This window comes from Rubrivirga sp. S365, assembly GCF_032248475.1.
GTDB lineage: Bacteria > Bacteroidota > Rhodothermia > Rhodothermales > Rubricoccaceae > Rubrivirga > Rubrivirga litoralis.
Genome location: NZ_JAVTTN010000001.1, coordinates 1,450,368 through 1,466,581, shown reverse-complemented (window position 1 = coordinate 1,466,581; position 16,214 = coordinate 1,450,368). Strand labels below are relative to the sequence as shown.

Sequence of the window (16,214 nt, the reverse complement as noted above, 5' to 3'; positions counted from 1 at the left end):
CGGCACGTTAGCGGACCCGCTTCCGCCGGTTGCGGACGTAGTCCTCGAACAGGAACCCGCCGAGCTCGTCGAGGCCGGCGTAGTAGGCCCGCCCGTGGTTGACGTCGGTCAGCTGGCGCACGAAGTCCTGGAGGTACGGGTCGCGCGCGATCATGAACGTCGTGATCGTGACGCCCTCGCGGCGGCAGATGGCGCCCTCGTCCAGGACCTTGTTGATGATCTTGCGGTCGAGCCCGTAGGCGTTCCGGTACATCCGGCCGTTCTCGACGTGGCACGACGGCTTCCCGTCGGTGATCATGAAGATCTGCTTGTTCCGGTTCTTGCGGCGGCGCAGGATCTGGCGCGCGCGCTCCAGTCCGGCCCGCGTGTTCGTGTGGTAGGGGCCGACCTGGAGGTAGGGGAGGTCCTTCATCTCGACCTCCCACGCCTCGTTCCCGAAGGCCACGATGTCGAGCGTGTCCTTGGGGTAGCGGGTCGTGATGAGCTCGGCGAGCGCCAGCGCCGTCTTGCGCGCCGGCGTGATCCGGTCCTCGCCGTAGAGCACCATCGAGTGGCTGAGGTCGATCATGAGGACCGTGGCCACCGACGTGTGGTGGTCGGTCTCGAACACCTGGAAGTCGTCCTGCTGCAAGCTGAACTCGCCGATGCCGCCCCGCCGGAACGCGTTCGAGAGCGTGCCGGTGACGTCGAGGTCGTGGACGTCGTCGCCGAACGTGTAGGGCCGCGTCTCGGGCTGGCGCTCACTGCCCGCGCCGGCGAACGGCGTCTTGTGGTTGCCCCGCCCCGCCTTGCGGAGCGACGTGAAGATCTCCTCGAGCGAGCGCTCGCGGAGCCCGCGCTCGGCCTTGGCCGTGATGGACACGACGCCGCTCTCCTCGTCGCGGTCGATGTAGCCCTGGTTTTTCAGCTCGTCGATAAAGTCTCCGAGCCCCATCTCGTCGTCGGTGACGCCGTACTCGTTGTCGATGGCCGTGAGCCACCGGAGCGCCTCGTCGGCGTCGCCGCCGGTGTGGAGGAGGAGCTGCTGGAAGAGGTCGAGGAGCGTGTCGAACGTCGAGCGCTGGCTGCCGTGGCGCGCGTCGTCCCACTCCGAATAGCGGAACCGCATGGACGTAGAGGAATCGTTGGAGGCACAGCACGACGAACGCGCCGCCCCGTTCCGCCCGTGCCCGCCTGCGGCGTCCGCCCCGCCCCCGGCGAGCGGGGCCAGCGGGCGGGGCGGTTCCAGCCGTCCCCCCATGCCGGGAGCCTCCCGTGGCCCCGTATTCTTTACGGCCCCGACCGGGCGTGCGAGGACACCGACCGCCCCGCCCGCCGAGTTGTCGGTGAACCTCCCCCCTTAGACGGTCCCCCCATGAAGCGCCGCGTCTACCTCGTCGAAGACCACCCCGTGACCCGCGAGGGCCTCCGCGCGCTCGTGGACAAGACCGCCGACCTCGCCGTGGTGGGCGAGTCGGGCGCGGGCGCCGACGTGCTCGACGGGATCGAGCGGACGTCGCCGGACGTGGCCGTCGTCGACATCACGATCGCGGGGACCGACGGGATCGAGCTCACCAAGCAGATCCGGGCCGTCTACCCCGACCTCCCGGTCCTCGTGCTCTCGGCCCACGCCGAGACCGTCTACGCCGAGCGGGCCGTCCGCGCCGGCGCGCGGGGCTACGTGATGAAGCAGGAGCCGCCGGGCGTGCTGCTCGCCGCCATCCGCTCGGTCCTCGACGGCGACCTCCACCTCTCGGACGCCATGCGCGACCGGGTCGTCGGGAGCTACCTCACGTCGTCGGCGCCGGCGTCGTCGGCCGTCGACGAGCTCACCGACCGCGAGCTCGAGGTGTTCCGCCACTTCGGCCACGGCATGACGACGGTCCAGGTGGCCGACGTGATGATGGTGAGCCCTAAGACGGTCGAGACCCACCGCGTCCACGTCAAGCAGAAGTTGGGCATCGAGACGACGAACGAGTTCGTCCAGCGGGCGACGCTCTGGGTGTCCCAGAACGACGCGTAGACCGCCCCGCCCGGGCACCGCGTGGGCGGGGTGGCGGGACCGACGGGCGGGGCGGGTCAGTCGGGGAGCCCGAACGCGGCCTGGACGGCCTCGTAGTCGCGGAGGTCGACGCGCGCGGCGGCCTGGTTGGTGAAGAACAGCTCGTCGGGGATGACGACGAGGCGGAGATCGATCTGGTCCGGCCCGTCCTCGACGCGCTGCGGGAGGATCAGGTTGAAGAGCGCGTTCGGGTCGGCGAACCTCGACGAGGGGATCGAGGAGACGACGTCGAAGTAGAGGTTGCCGTTGTCGAACGAGTACTCGTAGCTCGCCAGCAGCGTCGTCGCGAGGATGTCGCCGTCGGACACGTCATCGTCGTTGGTGTCGCCGAACACGATGTCGTTGAACCCGCGCGTGAGCGGGAGCGCGGCCCACGTCCCGTTTTCGGCCCCACCGGTGAGCGAGACAAGCTCGACGTCGATGTAGAGCATGACGAGATCGCCGTCGCCCGCGGTCGCGAGCGCGTCGCCGAGCGCGTCGCCGGACGTCTGCGCGTTGCCGCCGTAGAACGTGGCCCTCAAGCCGTCCGGGCTGGGGTCGAAGGTCCGGGCGTCGAACCGGAGGTCGGTCACGAACACCTCCAGCGCGGTGTCGTCGACGTCGTTCGAGTCGCAGGCGCCGAGCGTGAGAACGAGGGCGGCGAGGAGGGAGAGGCGGCGTAGCATAGGGGTCCCGGGGGGCGGGGAGAGGGAGGTGCTGGACAGGCCGCCCAGAGGCGGGACCGGGTAACGCCGCCGGGCGGGGCGGATCGTATGGCCCGGGACCCCGCCGCGCCCCGCCCCGGTAGAGGAGCCGCCCCGCCCGTTGCTCCCCGGCCCGCCCCGCCCCCATGTCCGAGACCGCCCCCGACCACGTCGCCGTCGAGGCCGCCGGCGACGGCGTCCTCCACCTCGTCCTCGACCGGCCGGCCAAGAAGAACGCGCTCACGCGCGCCATGTACGCCCGCCTCGCCGACGCGCTCGCCGAGGCCGCCGACGACGCCGACGTCCGCGTCGTCGTGCTGAGCGGGCGGGGCGGCGTGTTCACGGGCGGCAACGACCTGGGCGACTTTATGGAGGAGCCGCCGACGGGGCCGGACAGCCCGGTCTTCCGGTTCCTCTCGGCCGCCGTCGGGTTCCCCAAGCCGCTCGTGGCCGCCGTCGCCGGCCCGGCCATCGGGATCGGGACGACGGTCCTCCTCCACTGCGACCTCGCCTACGCCGCCGCGGACGCCGTCTTCAAGATGCCGTTCGTGGACCTCGGCCTGGTGCCCGAGGCGGCGTCGAGCCTGCTGCTCCCGCGCCTCGCCGGCCCCGCTCGGGCCGCCGAGCTCCTCCTGTTCGGCGAGTCGTTCACGGCCGAGACCGCCCGCGAGATCGGCCTGATCAACGCCGTCGTCGGCGGCGACGTGGTCGGCCACGCGGTCGAGCGGGCGCAGGCGCTCGCGCAGAAGCCGCCGGCCGCGCTCCGCCAGACGAAGGCGCTCTTGCGGCGGGCCTCGGCCGACGAGGTCGGCGAGACGATCGCCCACGAGGGCCGCCTGTTCGTCGAGCGCCTGGGCTCGCCCGAGGCTGCCGAGGCGTTCACGGCCTTTTTCGAGAAGCGCGCGCCGGACTTCTCGGCGTTCGAGTAAGAGGCTGTTTGGATGTCCCCCCCCCTACCGGAGGAAGGCCGGGTGGGGGACAGATGTCGACCCGGGGCGGGGCGGGTGGATCGTCCCCACCCTCCCGACCTCCCCCCGCTGGGGCAGGGCTGTTAAGTTCTGAGGATCGCGAGCATCGCGCGCACCCGGTTCGCCAGTCGCGACCGCGCCGCCGTCGGCGACCACTCCCCGTTGTGACGCAGCACCGACAGCGTCGCGCCCCGGATCAGCGAGAGCACCGCCGCGCCGGCCTTCGAGCGCACGCCCCCGGCGTCTTCGTTCTGGAGCACGTCCTTGCACCAGTGCAGCCGGTTCTCGACGTGCCAGTGCGAGCGGACGAGGTCGGCGAGCACAGCGGCCCCGTCGGTCCGGCTCGTCACGTAGAGCCCGGTCCGTTCGTACACCGCCCCGTCGCGCACGCCCGAGCGGGTCACCCGGACCACGCGCCCGACCTCCGGCCACTCGCCCTGCCACGCGGGCGGCTCGTAGACCTCGACGACTCGGCGGACGAGCCGCCCCCGCGTCCGTTCGGTGGTGTCGCTCACCGACAGCGGCGCGCCCGAGGTCTGCGCCTCGGACTCGGCGTAGAGCCGGGGCGCGTTCCGCTTCAGCTTGACGAGCCAGTCGCCGCCGGCGTCGTGGACGGCGCGGAGTGTTTTTTTGAGCAGTGCAGCGCGTCGAGCGTCACCGTGGCCCCCGTCAGGTCGAGCGCGGCGGCCAGGTCGGCGATGAGGTCCTGGGCGGCTGCGATCTCGCTCGTGTCGCCGTTGCGGTAGGCCGTCGCCGAGGCGACGATGCCGGAGCGGACGCCGTAGGCGGACGCGAGGGCCACGAAGTCTTGCTCGGCGGTCGCGTGGCCGTCGGCGTCGAGGCCGGAGACGGTCGAGCGGACGGCCTTGGCGTCGAGGGCGAGGACCTCGCCCTCGGGGAGCCGGTCGGTGGCCCAGGCTCGGAACGCGGCCGAGAGCGCGGCGGGGTCGACGGCCTGGAGCACGGCCCGGACGGTGACGTGGGACGGCAGCGCGTGGCGCTTGAAGCCGAGGTGCTCGCGGAGCGCGTCGGCGTTGTCGCGGAGGAAGCGGCTGATGGGCCGGTAGCCGTGGTGGCCGCTCATCGTGGCCATGACGGCGCCGCCGAGGATGGCGTGGAGCGGGTGGCGGAGCCCCTGGGGGCGGCGCGGGTCGGGGACGGTCGCGAGGTGGTCGAGCAGGGTCATGCGCAGAACTTACCAGCCCTGCCCCGCTGGGGGGAGGAGAATGCTGTACAGTCCCAAACAACCTCCAAGAGGCGGTAGGGTCCGGCCACCCCGCCCGCCGAGCAGCGCGGGCGGGGCGGTGGCAGGCACGCGCGGGTGGGACGGGCATCACGGCGGACGCGCGGGCGCCGCCCCGCCCGTCCGGCACCACCCCGCCCGTCCCCAGAAAACGCGCCGTCCCACCCCGTCAATCCACGTCCGGCGCACACGACCGGGCGGGGTGGCCGCGTAGTTTCAAGCCCCGCCGAACCCCCGCCTAGACATGGTCGGACCTATCGGGCACGTCGCCCTCGTCGTCGCGTTTGTCGCCTCGCTGGCCGCGCTCGTCAGCTTTGCCCTCTCGTCGCGCGACCGCGCGGACTCGGCCTCGTGGGCGCGCGTCGGGCGGTGGAGCTGGGCGGCCATGGCCGGGGGCGTCGCCGTGGCCTCGGCCATGCTGTGGACGGGCCTCTTCGGCTACCACTTCGACCTCGCCTACGTCTACCAGCAGACGTCGACGGCGATGCCGTTCCGGTACAAGTTCTCGGCGTTCTGGGCCGGCCAGGAGGGGTCGCTCCTGCTCTGGGGGATCATGACGACCGTCGTCGGCGGACTCCTCATCCGGTGGTCCACGCGCGCCGCGGGCGGGGCGGAGACGGTCGGACCGCAGGCGGGCGGGGCGGCCGCCGAGGCGCGGCGGCTCTTCGCCGGCCCCGTCCTGGCCGTGGTCGCGCTGTGCCAGGCGTTCGTGCTGTCGATGATCGTCGGGCTCAAGCTCGGCCCCGTCACGATCGGCGCCAACCTGTTCCAGCCGCTCGCCGAGCGGTTCCCCGACGCCCCCATGCTCCAGGTCGCCGGCTTCGTCCCGGCCGACGGGCAGGGCCTGAACGACCTGCTCCAGAACCCGTGGATGACGATCCACCCGCCGATGGTGTTCGTCGGGTTCACGCTGCTCATGGTCCCGTTCGCGTTCGCGGTCGCCGGCCTGTGGCGGCGGCGGTACACGCAGTGGGTCCGCCCCGCCCTGCCGTGGGCGCTCGCCGGGTCGGGCGTGCTCGGGGTCGCCATCATGATGGGCGGGTGGTGGGCCTACGAGACGCTCTCGTTCGGGGGCTGGTGGGCGTGGGACCCCGTCGAGAACTCGTCGTTCGTGCCGTGGCTGTTCGCCGTCGCCGGGCTGCACGCGATGGTCGTGCAGAAAAAGACGGCCGGCGGCCACAAGGCGGCCCTCTGGCTGACGGTCCTCGCCTTCCAGCTCTGCATCTACTCCACGTTCCTCACGCGGAGCGGCATCCTGGGCGACGTGAGCGTCCACAGCTTCGTCGACCTCGGGCTCTACAACCAGCTCCTCCTCTGGATCGGGACGATCGGGGCGCTCGGGTTCGGGCTCCTCGTGTGGCGCTGGCGCGACCTGCCCGCGCCGGCCACCCCGCCCGCGGCGCTCAGCCGCGAGTCGCTCGTGTTCACGGGCGCCCTGCTCCTGGCCGTCGCGGGCGGGGTGATCGCGTTGGGCACGAGCGCGCCGATCCTGGGCCGGCTCTTCCGCGACAACCCGAGCGCGGTCCCCGTCGCGTTCTACAACACGTGGACGCTCCCGCTCGCCGTCGGCGTGGCGTTCCTGGCCGGGATGGGCCAGCTGTTCTGGTGGCGCAAGATGACGGTCGAGGACGCCAACCGCGTGCTCGTCCGCCCGGTCCTCGCGACCGTCGCCTGCACCGTCGCCGTCATCATCGCGACCCCGTTCGTCCAGGAGACGGTCGACCTCGGCCCTGGGCTGGGCGTCGAGGCCCCGCGCGTGGCGTCGGCCGAGGCCGGGCTCCTGCCGGGCGGGGTGGGAGACTTTTTCGCGACGCACGGGACGAGCATCCTGCTGCTCCTCTTGCTGTTCTCGGCCTTCTTCATGCTCTGGGGCAACCTCTCGGTCATGCTCCGGGTCGGGCGCGGCAACGCGAAGATGGTCGGCGGCTCGCTCTCGCACGTCGGGTTCGCCGTGCTGCTCCTCGGCATCTTTGCCTCGTCGGTCTTTAACGACCCGATCTCGGACGGCGCCGGGACCGACATCCAGGGCAGCCGCGAGAACGTCGTCGTCCCGCTCGGGCGGACGGTCGCGGCCGACGGCTACCGCTGGACGTACACCGGCCAGGACGTGAACGAGGACGGCCGCCCGGTCTACCTCATGGACGTCGTGGACCGCCAGGGGCGCGCGTTCCAGACACGGAACGTGGTCTACAAGGACGGCCGCGACCAGTGGATCCAGCACCCTGACGTCCGTGAGGGGTTCACGCGCGACCTCTACGTGGCCGTCTTCCCGTCGGCCATGAACGAGCAGCCCGAGGGCGAGACCACGGCGACGCTGGCGCCCGGCGACTCGGTCCGCCTGGCGACCGCGGGCAACGAGCACGCCTACACGGTTCGGTTTACGAACTACGAGCTCGACGTGGACGCCGACGCGGCCGGGCTCGACCGCGACGCGGTCGACCTCGCCGTCGCCGTCCGCCTCGACGTGACCAACGAGACGACGGGCGAGACGCGCGCGCTCTTCCCGGTCTACGTCATCACGACGGACGGCATGCAGGAGTACGTCCAGAACCGGGCGACCGACTGGGGGCTCGGCGTCGCCTTCGTGGGCATGCAGGTCGACGACGGCTCGATCCGGCTCATGTTCGACGGCGCGCACCTGGCGACTGAGGAGTGGGTCGTGGTGCAGGCGTACGAGAAGCCGTTCATCTCGCTGCTCTGGATCGGGACGGGGCTCCTCGGGTTGGGGTTCGCCGTGTCGTTCCGGCGCCGGCTGGGCGAGGCCCGGCGGTAGGGCGCCGCCCCGCCCGCGCGCTGTGGGCGGGGCGGACGTCTCCGCACCGGGTCGACGGGCGTGAGCGGCCTGCCGCCCCGCCCCTGCGTCCTCTCGGCGGAGGGCTGACACCGAGTGGGGTGGTTCCGACCAGCGTCGCGGGGCGGCCGCCTCCACCTCACCCTTGCACGGTCAGCCGAGCGCCACGTCGAGCGTCATCATGACGGCGAAGCCGCCGAGGGCCGCCATCGTCGCGAGGTCGCCATAGCGCTCCTCCGCCTGGCTCTCGGGGACCAGCTCCTCGATGACGACGAAGATCATGGCGCCGGCCGCGAACGCGAGCGCGTAGGGAAGCAGCGGGCGGACGGCCAGGACCGCGAGCGCGCCCAGGACCGCTGACACCGGCTCGACGACGCCCGAGAGCTGGCCGTACCAGAACGCCCGACCGCGGCCCATCCCGTCGCCCCGGAGCGGCATCGAGACGGCGACGCCCTCGGGGAAGTTCTGGAGCCCGATCCCGATCGCCAGCGCGACGGCCCCGGCGAGCGTGGCGCCCCCATCGATGCCCGCCGCCGCCGCCCCGAACGCGACGCCGACGGCCAGCCCCTCGGGCACGTTGTGGAGCGTGATGGCCGTGACGAGGAGCGTCGAGCGGCGCCACGTGCTCGGGACCCCTTCGGTCTCGCCGCGCATGCCGTGGAGGTGCGGGAGCACGGCGTCAGCGAGCCGGAGCACCGCCCCGCCCGCGAGGAACCCGACGACGGCCGGGACCCACGGGATCATCCCCTGCGCCTCGGCCATGTCGATGGCGGGCGCGAGCAGGCTCCAGAAGCTGGCCGCCGTCATCACGCCGGCGGCGAACCCGAGCATCCCGGCCAGGAGCGCCCGGTTCACCGTCCGCGTGACGAACACGAGGGCGGCGCCGGCCGCCGTCATGCCCCAGGTGAACAGGCCGCCGTAGAGCGCCTGCTGCCACGGCGGGAGGTCGCGGACGAGGTCGTAAGCAGTATCCATTGAGAGGAGATAGGAGTGGGGGGGCCAACGACGCCTCGTTGGCTCGGGCGGGGCGGTCTCCCGCCCGTCGCCTGCTACTCGCCCACGTCGTCGAGGAAGAGGAAGGGCGGGGCGGCGGCGCCCAGCGAGACGGTCTCGCCGGCGCGGTCGCCCGAGAGCAGGTGGAGCACGACGGCCCCGTCGTCGCCGACGGCGTCCAGGCGGAACCGGGTGCCGGGGTAGAGGCCCGCCCCGCCCACGGCGCGGAGCAGGTCGGCGTCGTGGTCGCTCACGCGCGCGACGGTCGCCGCCTGCCCGGGCTCGAGGCGCGCGAGCGGGAGCAGGTCGCGCTCCGAGAGCACGAGGTCGGGCGAGGGGATCGGCGCCCCGTGCGGGTCGTGCGTCGGGTGCCCGAGCGCGGCGTCCATCCGCTCTTCGAGGTCCTCGGAGAGCACGTGCTCCCACGCCTCGGCCTCGTCGTGGAGCCGGTCCCACGGGACGCCCAGCGCCTGGTGGAGGTAGGTCTCGACGAGCCGGTGGTGGCGGATCGTCTCGACGGCCACGAGCCGCCCCGCCTCGGTCAGCCGCGCGCCCTGGTACTTCTCGTGGGCTACGAGGCCCGAGGCCGCCAGCTTTTTCAGCATCCCCGTCACCGACGCCGGCGACACGCCGAGCCGGTCGGCCAGGGCGCTCGTCGTGGCCGCCTCGCCCGAGCGGCCGAGGGCGTAGATCGACTTGAGGTAGTCCTCGACGGCGGGCGTGTGCGACATGAGAGCGGGGGCCAGAGGGCGGGGCGGCCCAGAGTCAACGCGGGAAGGTCGGTGCGGGTGCGGGGCGGGACGGTGAAGATTTTAGGCTTGCCGAAATCAGCCTGCTGTTTTAGGTTGGCCTAAATCTTTCGCCGCCCCGCTCATGCGCCTCGTCGCCCTCCTGCTCACGCTCGCCGCCCCGCCCGCGCTCGCGCAGGTCGAGTGGGCGCCGCTGCCCGCGGCCTTGGAAGCCGCCGAGGCCCAGGACCGCCCCGCCCTCGTCTACGTGCAGGCCGCGTGGTGCGGGCCGTGCCGGCGGCTCGAACGCGAGACGTTCGCGGACCCCGCCGTGCAGGACCGACTGCGGCGCTTTACCCGCGCGCGCCTCACGGTCGACGACCGCGACCGCCAGCACCGCGTGGACGCGTGGCGGCTGAGCGAGGCCGAGTGGGCCGCGCACTACGGCGCCGAGGCCACGCCGACGCTCGTGTTCCTCGCCCCCGACGGGACCGTCCTCGGACGTCAGTTCGGGTTCTTGCCCTCTAGCGGCCTGCTCCCCATCCTCGACACCGCGCTCGCCGCGGCGGCGCCCGCCCCGCCCGAAGGCGAAACGAGGAGGTGAGGCCGCCTGCCTGCCGCCCCGCCCTCGGTCGCCTCCTGCTCTACGTGTTCTCCGCCCCGCCCATGCCCCGCGTTTTCTACGCCCTCGCCCTCGCCGCCCTCTTGGGCTCCTCCGCCGCGGCCCAGACCGTCGAGGGGACCGTCACGTCCGACAGCGCCTCCGTCCCGCTCGCGACCGTCCGCCTCGTCGGCGCGCCGGGCGGGGTGGCCGCCGACGCCGAGGGCCGGTTCCGGCTCCGGCTCCCCGGCCCGGGCACGTTCACCGTTTCGGTCTCGGCCGTCGGCTACGCGCCGGCCCAGCGCAGGGTGACGGCCGGAGCGGGCGAGACGGTCCGCCTCGACGTCGCGCTCGACGCGGCGACCTACGAGGCCGGCGCCGTCGTGGTCACGGGGACGCTCGAGCAGATGGCCGTCCGCGACTCGCCGGTCAAGGTCGAGGTCGTGCCGGCCCGGTTCCTCGAGACCACGCCGTCGGCCAACGTCATGGACGCCGTCGAGCGCGTGAACGGGCTAACCCAGCAGATCGACTGCGGCGTGTGCTACACGAACAACATCCGCATCAACGGCATCGACGGGCCGAACACGGCCGTGCTCATCGACGGCATGCCGGTCATGTCCAGCCTGGCGACGGTCTACGGGCTCAACGGGATCTCGCCCATGCTCATCAAGCAGGTCGAGGTCGTCAAGGGGCCGATGTCGACGCTCTACGGGTCCGAGGCGCTCGGCGGCGTCATCAACATCATCACGAAGGAGCCGGCGACGGCCCCGACGCTCTCGACGAACGTGTTCTCGACGACGCACGCCGAGATGGCGGCCGAGTTCGCGGCCGTCCCGCTCCGGGGCCGCACGAGCGCGCTCGTGAGCGGCACGCTCTTCCACGTCGCCGACTACCACGACAACAACGGCGACGGCTTTTCCGACCGCCCGTTCGAGACGCGGGTCGCCCTCTTCGGCAAGGCCACGCGCCAGGACGAGCGCGGGTTCGAGCGGGCGAGCCTCGTCGCCAAGGCGTACGTCGAGGACCGCGCGGCCGGCGTCGAGCCGTTCCTCGACGACGTCTCCGGCCTGCGCGGCTCGGACCGGGTCTACGGCGAGTCGATCGTCACGCGCCGCGCCGAGCTTATCGGCACGTGGGTGCCCCGGCCCGACCTCACGGTCCGGGCCTCGGGCGCGCTCCACGACCAGGACTCGTACTACGGCGACGTGCCCTACGCCGCGACCCAGGCCGACGGGTTCGGCCAGCTCGTCTGGACGCCGCCCACCGAGGGCACCGCGCTCGACGGCCACAACCTGCTCGCCGGCGCCGCCCTCCGCGCCATCCGCTACGACGACGGCTCGGCCGCGACCGGCGTCTACGACGCCGCCGGCGCGCTCGTCGAGAACCGCCCCGACACGCGCGTCGTGCCGGGCGTGTTCGTCCAAGACGACTGGCGCGTAAACGAAAAACTCCGCCTGCTCGGCGGCCTCCGCGCCGATGTCCAGCCGGGCTACGGCGTCATCCCGAGCCCGCGGGCCGCCGTCAAGTGGCGGCCGGCCGAGGCCACGACGGCCCGGCTCAACGTGGGCACCGGCTTCCGCGTCGTCAACCTGTTCACCGAGGACCACGCGGCGTACACGGGCGGCCGGGCCACGCTCATCCTGGAGGACCTGGAGCCGGAGCGGAGCGTGAGCACGACGGCCAGCCTCCAGCAGATCCTGGGCTCGCAGAGCCCGGTGACGATCGACGTCGACGCCTTCTGGACCCGGTTCTCGAACAAGATCGAGCCCGACTACTCGGTCCCGGGCGAGATCCGCTACGCCAACCTCGACGGCGGCGCGACCACGCGCGGCGTCGCGCTCCAGGTCCAGGGCTCGCTGAGCCGCGCCCTCCGCTACACCGTCGGCGCCACGGTCCTCGACGTGTTCGTGGAGCAGGACGGCGAGACGCGCCCGCTCGAGTTCGCGCCCGACTACCAGGGCATGGCGGGCGTCACGTGGGAGGCTCCGGGCGGGGTGGTCCTCGACTACTCGGCGCGGCTGAACGGGCCGATGGCGCTGCCCCCGTACGGCGCCGACGTCGCGGCCGCCTACCAGGCGGCGACGGGCGCCCCGCTCCTGTCGGAGTCGCCGGTCTACACCGTCCACAACGTCCAGCTCACGAAGGACCTCCGGTTCGGCGGGCGGATGGCCCAGCTCTACCTCGCCATCGAGAACGCGTTCGACTACAAGCAGTCGAGCCCGCTCATCGGGTTCTACGAGGGCGTGCCCGGGTTTGGCCCCACGTTCGACACGGCCTACGTCTACGGCCCCATCGAGGGCCGGCACTTCGGGGCCGGCGTCCGCTTTACGCTGCCCTAGCCGCCCCGCCCGCGCCGATGTCGCTCACGGGGCCAGGTCGAGAGGCGTCCCGGCCGGAAGCAACTCGGCGGCGACGATGGCGAGCGAAGCGCTGTCGAGCGTGAGGCGGACCGGCGTCCCCGGCGCGATCCCGTCGAAGGCGCCCGGCTCCTCGACGCGCATCCCCATCTGCATGGCGTCCATCCGCCCCGGGATCGTCTCGTGGTCGACGAGCGCGGCCTGCCCCTCGAACTGCGGCCCGACGTAGACGCCGCGGACAGTGAGCGTGGGCGGGGCGGGCTCGGCACACGCGGCGACGGCGAGGAGCACGCCGAGCCACCCCGCCCACAGAAAGCGACCGCCCCGCCCTCGGCGGGGGCGGGGCGGGAGGCGGCCGGCGCGGGCGGGGCGGCTCAGCAGGCGGCGTCCAGCGGCGCCACGCCGAGCGTGCAAAGCCGGGGCTCCGGCACGACGCTCGGGGCTTGGCAGGGATACTGCCCGGTGCCCGATCGGCTGCGAGGCGCGGACGGCCTCCTGGGTCTGGATGCCCCCGGCCGCTCCGAGCCGGCCGCACCCGGAGACGGCGGCGAGCGGTCGCCTTGCGAATGAGGTCGGAGACATGGGCGGGGTGGGGGGTCAGGGGCAGCGGTGGGGGAACTCGGGCCGGGGCGCCCGGTGCCAGCACGCCCCGCCCCGCTCTCCGGGTCCACTCTTCGGATCCGCACCCGGTCGACGGGCGGGCCGTGCTCTCCCTCCCGACTCTTCGCTCGTGACCCACACCACCCGCATCCCCATCCGCTGGGGCGACCTCGACGCCCTCGGCCACCTCAACAACGCGACCTACCTCACGCTCTGCGAGCAGGCCCGGATCGAGATGCTCGCCGACGTCGGCGCGGGCGACTGGGACGACGCCGGCCCCGTCCTCGCCGCCGTCTCGCTCCAGTTCCGGCGCCCCATCCACTACCCGGCCACGGCCGTCGTGCGGACCACGCTCGGCACGCCCGGCCGGTCGTCACTCCCCTTCACCTACGCCATCTCGGTCGAGGGCGACGAGGACACGACGTACGCCGAGGGCGAGGGCACGCTCGTCTGGGTCAACACGCAGACGGGCGCGTCGACGGCCCTCCCTGCCCCGCTCCGCGAGGCCGCCGAGGCGCCAGCGTCCTGAGACAGCACGCGGCCGACGCGTAGCCCCCGAACGGGGCGCTTCAGCAGCAGGCGCCGTCGCAGCACGCGTGGAGCCCGTCCAGGAGGCCGCCGAGGGCGGCGGACGCCGCGGCCACCCCGCCCCCGTCGAGGCAGTAGCACGAGCGCGTGCCGTCGGGCGTGCCGCGCACGAGCCCGGCCTCGCGGAGCACCTTGAGGTGCTGCGAGACCGTCGACTGCGCGAGCCCGACGACTTCGACCACCTCGCCGCACACGCACGTCCCCTGCGCGCCGAGCGTGCGGAGGATGGCGAGCCGGGCGGGGTGGCCGAGGGCCTTGGCCCAGCGGGCGAGGTCAGCGTCTGTGGCGGCGGCGGAAACGGTGGCGGTCATGGGCGGGGAGGGCAAAAAAAAGGGGCGGGGCGGTCGGGCCGAAGCCGCGCCACCCCGCCCGGTTCGCGGGCGAGGCGGCTAGCAGCCGCAGTCGCAGGCGCTGCCGCAGCAGCACCCGTCGTTGCAGCAGTCGCAGTCGCAGCAGGCGTTGGTCTTCATCGGTCTCGGGGGTTGGTGGAACAGGTTTATCGTCGATCGACGATGAATGGTACGACGCCTCTGGCTCCTTGTCAAGCCGCCCCGCCCCACGTCGCACCGTTGCAGGGCGGGACGAGAGCGGGGCGGCCGGGAGGCACCACCCCGCCCCCGCTTTGCCGCGCGGGCGGGGCGGTCAGGCCGCGGCCCGTTCCTGGTCGGCGTACTGGAGCTCGTAGAGCCGGCGGTAGAGGCCGCCCTGGGCCAAGAGCGCCTGGTGACTGCCCCGTTCGCGGACCTCGCCCTTGTGGAGCACGAGGATGGTCTGGGCGTCCTGGACCGTCGAGAGCCGGTGCGCGACGACGAGCGCCGTCCGCCCGTCCATGAGCACGTCGACCGCGCGCTGCACGGCCTCCTCGGTCTCGGTGTCGACCGACGACGTGGCCTCGTCGAGGACGAGGACGGCCGGGTCGTAGAGCAGCGTGCGGACGAACGACAAGAGCTGGCGCTGCCCGAGCGACAGCGTCCCGCCCCGCTCGCCGACGTCGGAGGCGTAGCCGTCGGGGAGCCGGTCGATAAAGCGGTCGGCGCCGACGAGCTCGGCGGCCCCGACCACGCGCTCGCGCGGGACGTCGGCGCCCAGCGTCACGTTCTCCTCGATGGAGCCCGAGAACAGGAACACGTCCTGGAGCACGAGCCCGACCTGCCGGCGGAGCTCGTCGAGCGGGAGGTCCTTCACGTCGATCCCGTCGATGGTCACGCGCCCGCGCTGGGGCTCGTAGAACCGGAGCAGCAGCGAGAGGATGGTCGACTTCCCCGAGCCCGTCGCCCCGACGAGCGCGAGCGTCTCGCCGGGCTCGGCCACGAACGAGACGCCGCGCAGGACCCAGTTCCAGTCCGGGAGGGATGGGGGATGAGGGGATGAGGAGGGATGAGCAGAGTCCTCGCCGCCGGCCGCCCCGCCCCTCGTCTGCCCATCCCTCTCGATCCCCGATCCCTCCCCATCCCTCTCCGCCTCCGGCAGGCGCTCGTAGGCGAACCACACGTCCTCGAAGGCGATCCGGCCGCGGGCGCGGCCGCCGTCGAAGTGGGCGGGGCGGGGCGGGGCGGCCAGCGACTGGTCGTCGTCGAGGAGGTCGAACACGCGCTCGGACGCGGCGAAGGCGGCCTGGATCGAGTTGAGCTGGTCCGACAGGTTGCGGACCGGCTCGAAGAACATGCGGACGTACTGGACGAACGCGATGAGCGTCCCGACCGTGACCGCCTCGCGCATGGCCTCGGTCCCCCCGAACCAGACCACGAGCCCGAGCGCGACCGACGCGATGAGGTCGACGACGGGGTAGAACAGGGCGTAGTAGTAGACCGTCTGGACGTGGGCGTCGCGGTGGGCCGCGTTGACGTCCTCGAACCGGCGCTGCTCCTCGCCCTCGCGCCCGAAGATCTGGACGACCGACATGCCCGAGACGTGCTCCTGGAGGAACGCGTTGAGCCGGCCGACCTGCTTGCGCGTCTCGCGGTAGGCCCGCCGCATCTTGCGCCGGAACACCTCGGTCGCGAGCACCATCGGCGGGAGCGCGAGGAGCGCCACGAGCCCCAGCTCCAGGTTCAGCGACAGCATGAAGTAGCCGATGAACAGGAGCCGCCCGAGGTCCCCGATCATGGTCACCGCCCCGGCCGAGAGGAGGTCGGCGAGCGCCTCGATGTCGGACGTGGCCCGCGTGATGAGCGTGCCGATGGGCGTCTTGTCGAAGAACGCGAGCCGCTGGCGCTCGACGAACCGGAAAACGCGCGTGCGGAGGTCGTAGAGCGCGTGCTGCCCGACCCACTGCGTGAGGTAGGTGAGCGCGAACGACGCGACCCCCTCGCCGAGCAGCACGAGCCCGATGAGCGCGACGACGCGGAAGAGGCCGGGCAGGTCGCCGGTCGTGATGTGGTCGTCGACGGCGATCTGGACGAGCCGCGGGCGGAGCGGCCCCAGGAAGGCGACGGCGAGCGTCAGCGCGAGCGCGCCGGCGACTTGCCAGCGGTACGGCCACAGGAGCGCCCCGAGCCGGCGGGCGAGCCGGCGGGGCGGCCGTTGGTTGGTGTCGGGTGCGTCCTCTGCCACGGGGCACGGTACCCCGCCCCGCCGCGCCGCGGTTCCTGCCCCACCCCGCCCGCGAGCGACGGGCTCGG

13 protein-coding genes and 1 pseudogene are annotated in these 16,214 nt (G+C 73.0%); 6 read left to right on the top strand and 8 right to left on the bottom strand.

Annotated features, from left to right (window positions below):
* Positions 1–7: 7 nt before the first annotated feature.
* Positions 8–1,108 carry a vWA domain-containing protein gene (locus RQM47_RS06405; protein ID WP_314008012.1) on the bottom strand — a complete coding sequence of 367 codons (1,101 nt, stop codon included), beginning with the start codon at positions 1,106–1,108 and terminating at the stop codon, positions 8–10.
* A gap of 246 nt (positions 1,109–1,354) precedes the next feature.
* On the opposite strand from RQM47_RS06405, the gene RQM47_RS06400 reads away from it, so the two are divergent.
* Positions 1,355–2,002, top strand: a complete 648-nt coding sequence (locus tag RQM47_RS06400; RefSeq protein ID WP_311661969.1) for a response regulator transcription factor — start codon at positions 1,355–1,357, stop codon at positions 2,000–2,002.
* A 56-nt stretch (positions 2,003–2,058) separates the two neighbouring features.
* On the opposite strand, the gene RQM47_RS06395 is transcribed toward RQM47_RS06400, so the two are convergent.
* On the bottom strand, positions 2,059–2,706 hold the full coding sequence (locus tag RQM47_RS06395; protein WP_311661966.1) for a hypothetical protein: 648 nt from the start codon (positions 2,704–2,706) through the stop codon (positions 2,059–2,061).
* Between the two features lie 164 nt (positions 2,707–2,870).
* On the opposite strand from RQM47_RS06395, the gene RQM47_RS06390 reads away from it, so the two are divergent.
* Positions 2,871–3,653 carry an enoyl-CoA hydratase gene (locus RQM47_RS06390; protein WP_314008009.1) on the top strand — a complete coding sequence of 261 codons (783 nt, stop codon included), beginning with the start codon at positions 2,871–2,873 and terminating at the stop codon, positions 3,651–3,653.
* A gap of 122 nt (positions 3,654–3,775) precedes the next feature.
* On the opposite strand, the pseudogene RQM47_RS06385 reads toward RQM47_RS06390, so the two are convergent.
* Positions 3,776–4,878 (bottom strand): annotated as a pseudogene (locus RQM47_RS06385) (ISAs1 family transposase).
* Positions 4,879–5,179: 301 nt separating this feature from the next.
* Between RQM47_RS06385 and ccsA the strand changes: the two are divergent.
* Positions 5,180–7,708, top strand: a complete 2,529-nt coding sequence (gene ccsA / locus RQM47_RS06380) for a cytochrome c biogenesis protein CcsA (protein WP_311661962.1) — start codon at positions 5,180–5,182, stop codon at positions 7,706–7,708.
* Positions 7,709–7,879: 171 nt separating this feature from the next.
* Here ccsA and RQM47_RS06375 read toward each other — a convergent pair whose 3' ends face one another.
* Positions 7,880–8,701: a ZIP family metal transporter gene (locus RQM47_RS06375; RefSeq protein WP_311661960.1), complete on the bottom strand. Its 822-nt coding sequence runs from the start codon at positions 8,699–8,701 to the stop codon at positions 7,880–7,882.
* Positions 8,702–8,775: 74 nt separating this feature from the next.
* Entirely contained in the window at positions 8,776–9,450 is a 675-nt protein-coding gene (locus RQM47_RS06370) for a metal-dependent transcriptional regulator (protein ID WP_314008006.1), read from the bottom strand.
* A 142-nt stretch (positions 9,451–9,592) separates the two neighbouring features.
* Between RQM47_RS06370 and RQM47_RS06365 the strand changes: the two genes are divergently transcribed.
* Both RQM47_RS06365 and RQM47_RS06360 read left to right on the top strand, forming a co-directional pair.
* Positions 9,593–10,051, top strand: coding sequence for a thioredoxin family protein (locus RQM47_RS06365; protein WP_314008003.1), 459 nt, complete (start codon positions 9,593–9,595; stop codon positions 10,049–10,051).
* 62 nt (positions 10,052–10,113) lie between these two features.
* Positions 10,114–12,387 carry a TonB-dependent receptor gene (locus RQM47_RS06360; RefSeq protein WP_314008000.1) on the top strand — a complete coding sequence of 758 codons (2,274 nt, stop codon included), beginning with the start codon at positions 10,114–10,116 and terminating at the stop codon, positions 12,385–12,387.
* A gap of 24 nt (positions 12,388–12,411) precedes the next feature.
* On the opposite strand, the gene RQM47_RS06355 is transcribed toward RQM47_RS06360, so the two are convergent.
* Positions 12,412–12,987, bottom strand: a complete 576-nt coding sequence (locus RQM47_RS06355) for a hypothetical protein (protein ID WP_314007997.1) — start codon at positions 12,985–12,987, stop codon at positions 12,412–12,414.
* A 148-nt stretch (positions 12,988–13,135) separates the two neighbouring features.
* On the opposite strand from RQM47_RS06355, the gene RQM47_RS06350 reads away from it, so the two are divergent.
* Positions 13,136–13,534, top strand: coding sequence for a thioesterase family protein (locus RQM47_RS06350; protein ID WP_311661952.1), 399 nt, complete (start codon positions 13,136–13,138; stop codon positions 13,532–13,534).
* A gap of 40 nt (positions 13,535–13,574) precedes the next feature.
* On the opposite strand, the gene RQM47_RS06345 is transcribed toward RQM47_RS06350, so the two are convergent.
* Both RQM47_RS06345 and RQM47_RS06340 read right to left on the bottom strand, forming a co-directional pair.
* Positions 13,575–13,904, bottom strand: a complete 330-nt coding sequence (locus RQM47_RS06345) for a metalloregulator ArsR/SmtB family transcription factor (RefSeq protein WP_311661951.1) — start codon at positions 13,902–13,904, stop codon at positions 13,575–13,577.
* A gap of 331 nt (positions 13,905–14,235) precedes the next feature.
* Positions 14,236–16,146 (bottom strand): ABC transporter ATP-binding protein, encoded by a 1,911-nt coding sequence (locus RQM47_RS06340; RefSeq protein WP_311661950.1) that lies wholly within the window; start codon positions 16,144–16,146, stop codon positions 14,236–14,238.
* Positions 16,147–16,214 lie beyond the last annotated feature (68 nt).

Coding starts and splice junctions, on each gene's coding strand:
- RQM47_RS06405 (WP_314008012.1), bottom strand. CDS start 1,108: ATGCGGTTCCGCTATTCGGAGTGGGACGACGCGCGCCACGGCAGCCAG.
- RQM47_RS06400 (WP_311661969.1), top strand. CDS start 1,355: ATGAAGCGCCGCGTCTACCTCGTCGAAGACCACCCCGTGACCCGCGAG.
- RQM47_RS06395 (WP_311661966.1), bottom strand. CDS start 2,706: ATGCTACGCCGCCTCTCCCTCCTCGCCGCCCTCGTTCTCACGCTCGGC.
- RQM47_RS06390 (WP_314008009.1), top strand. CDS start 2,871: ATGTCCGAGACCGCCCCCGACCACGTCGCCGTCGAGGCCGCCGGCGAC.
- ccsA (WP_311661962.1), top strand. CDS start 5,180: ATGGTCGGACCTATCGGGCACGTCGCCCTCGTCGTCGCGTTTGTCGCC.
- RQM47_RS06375 (WP_311661960.1), bottom strand. CDS start 8,701: ATGGATACTGCTTACGACCTCGTCCGCGACCTCCCGCCGTGGCAGCAG.
- RQM47_RS06370 (WP_314008006.1), bottom strand. CDS start 9,450: ATGTCGCACACGCCCGCCGTCGAGGACTACCTCAAGTCGATCTACGCC.
- RQM47_RS06365 (WP_314008003.1), top strand. CDS start 9,593: ATGCGCCTCGTCGCCCTCCTGCTCACGCTCGCCGCCCCGCCCGCGCTC.
- RQM47_RS06360 (WP_314008000.1), top strand. CDS start 10,114: ATGCCCCGCGTTTTCTACGCCCTCGCCCTCGCCGCCCTCTTGGGCTCC.
- RQM47_RS06355 (WP_314007997.1), bottom strand. CDS start 12,987: ATGTCTCCGACCTCATTCGCAAGGCGACCGCTCGCCGCCGTCTCCGGG.
- RQM47_RS06345 (WP_311661951.1), bottom strand. CDS start 13,904: ATGACCGCCACCGTTTCCGCCGCCGCCACAGACGCTGACCTCGCCCGC.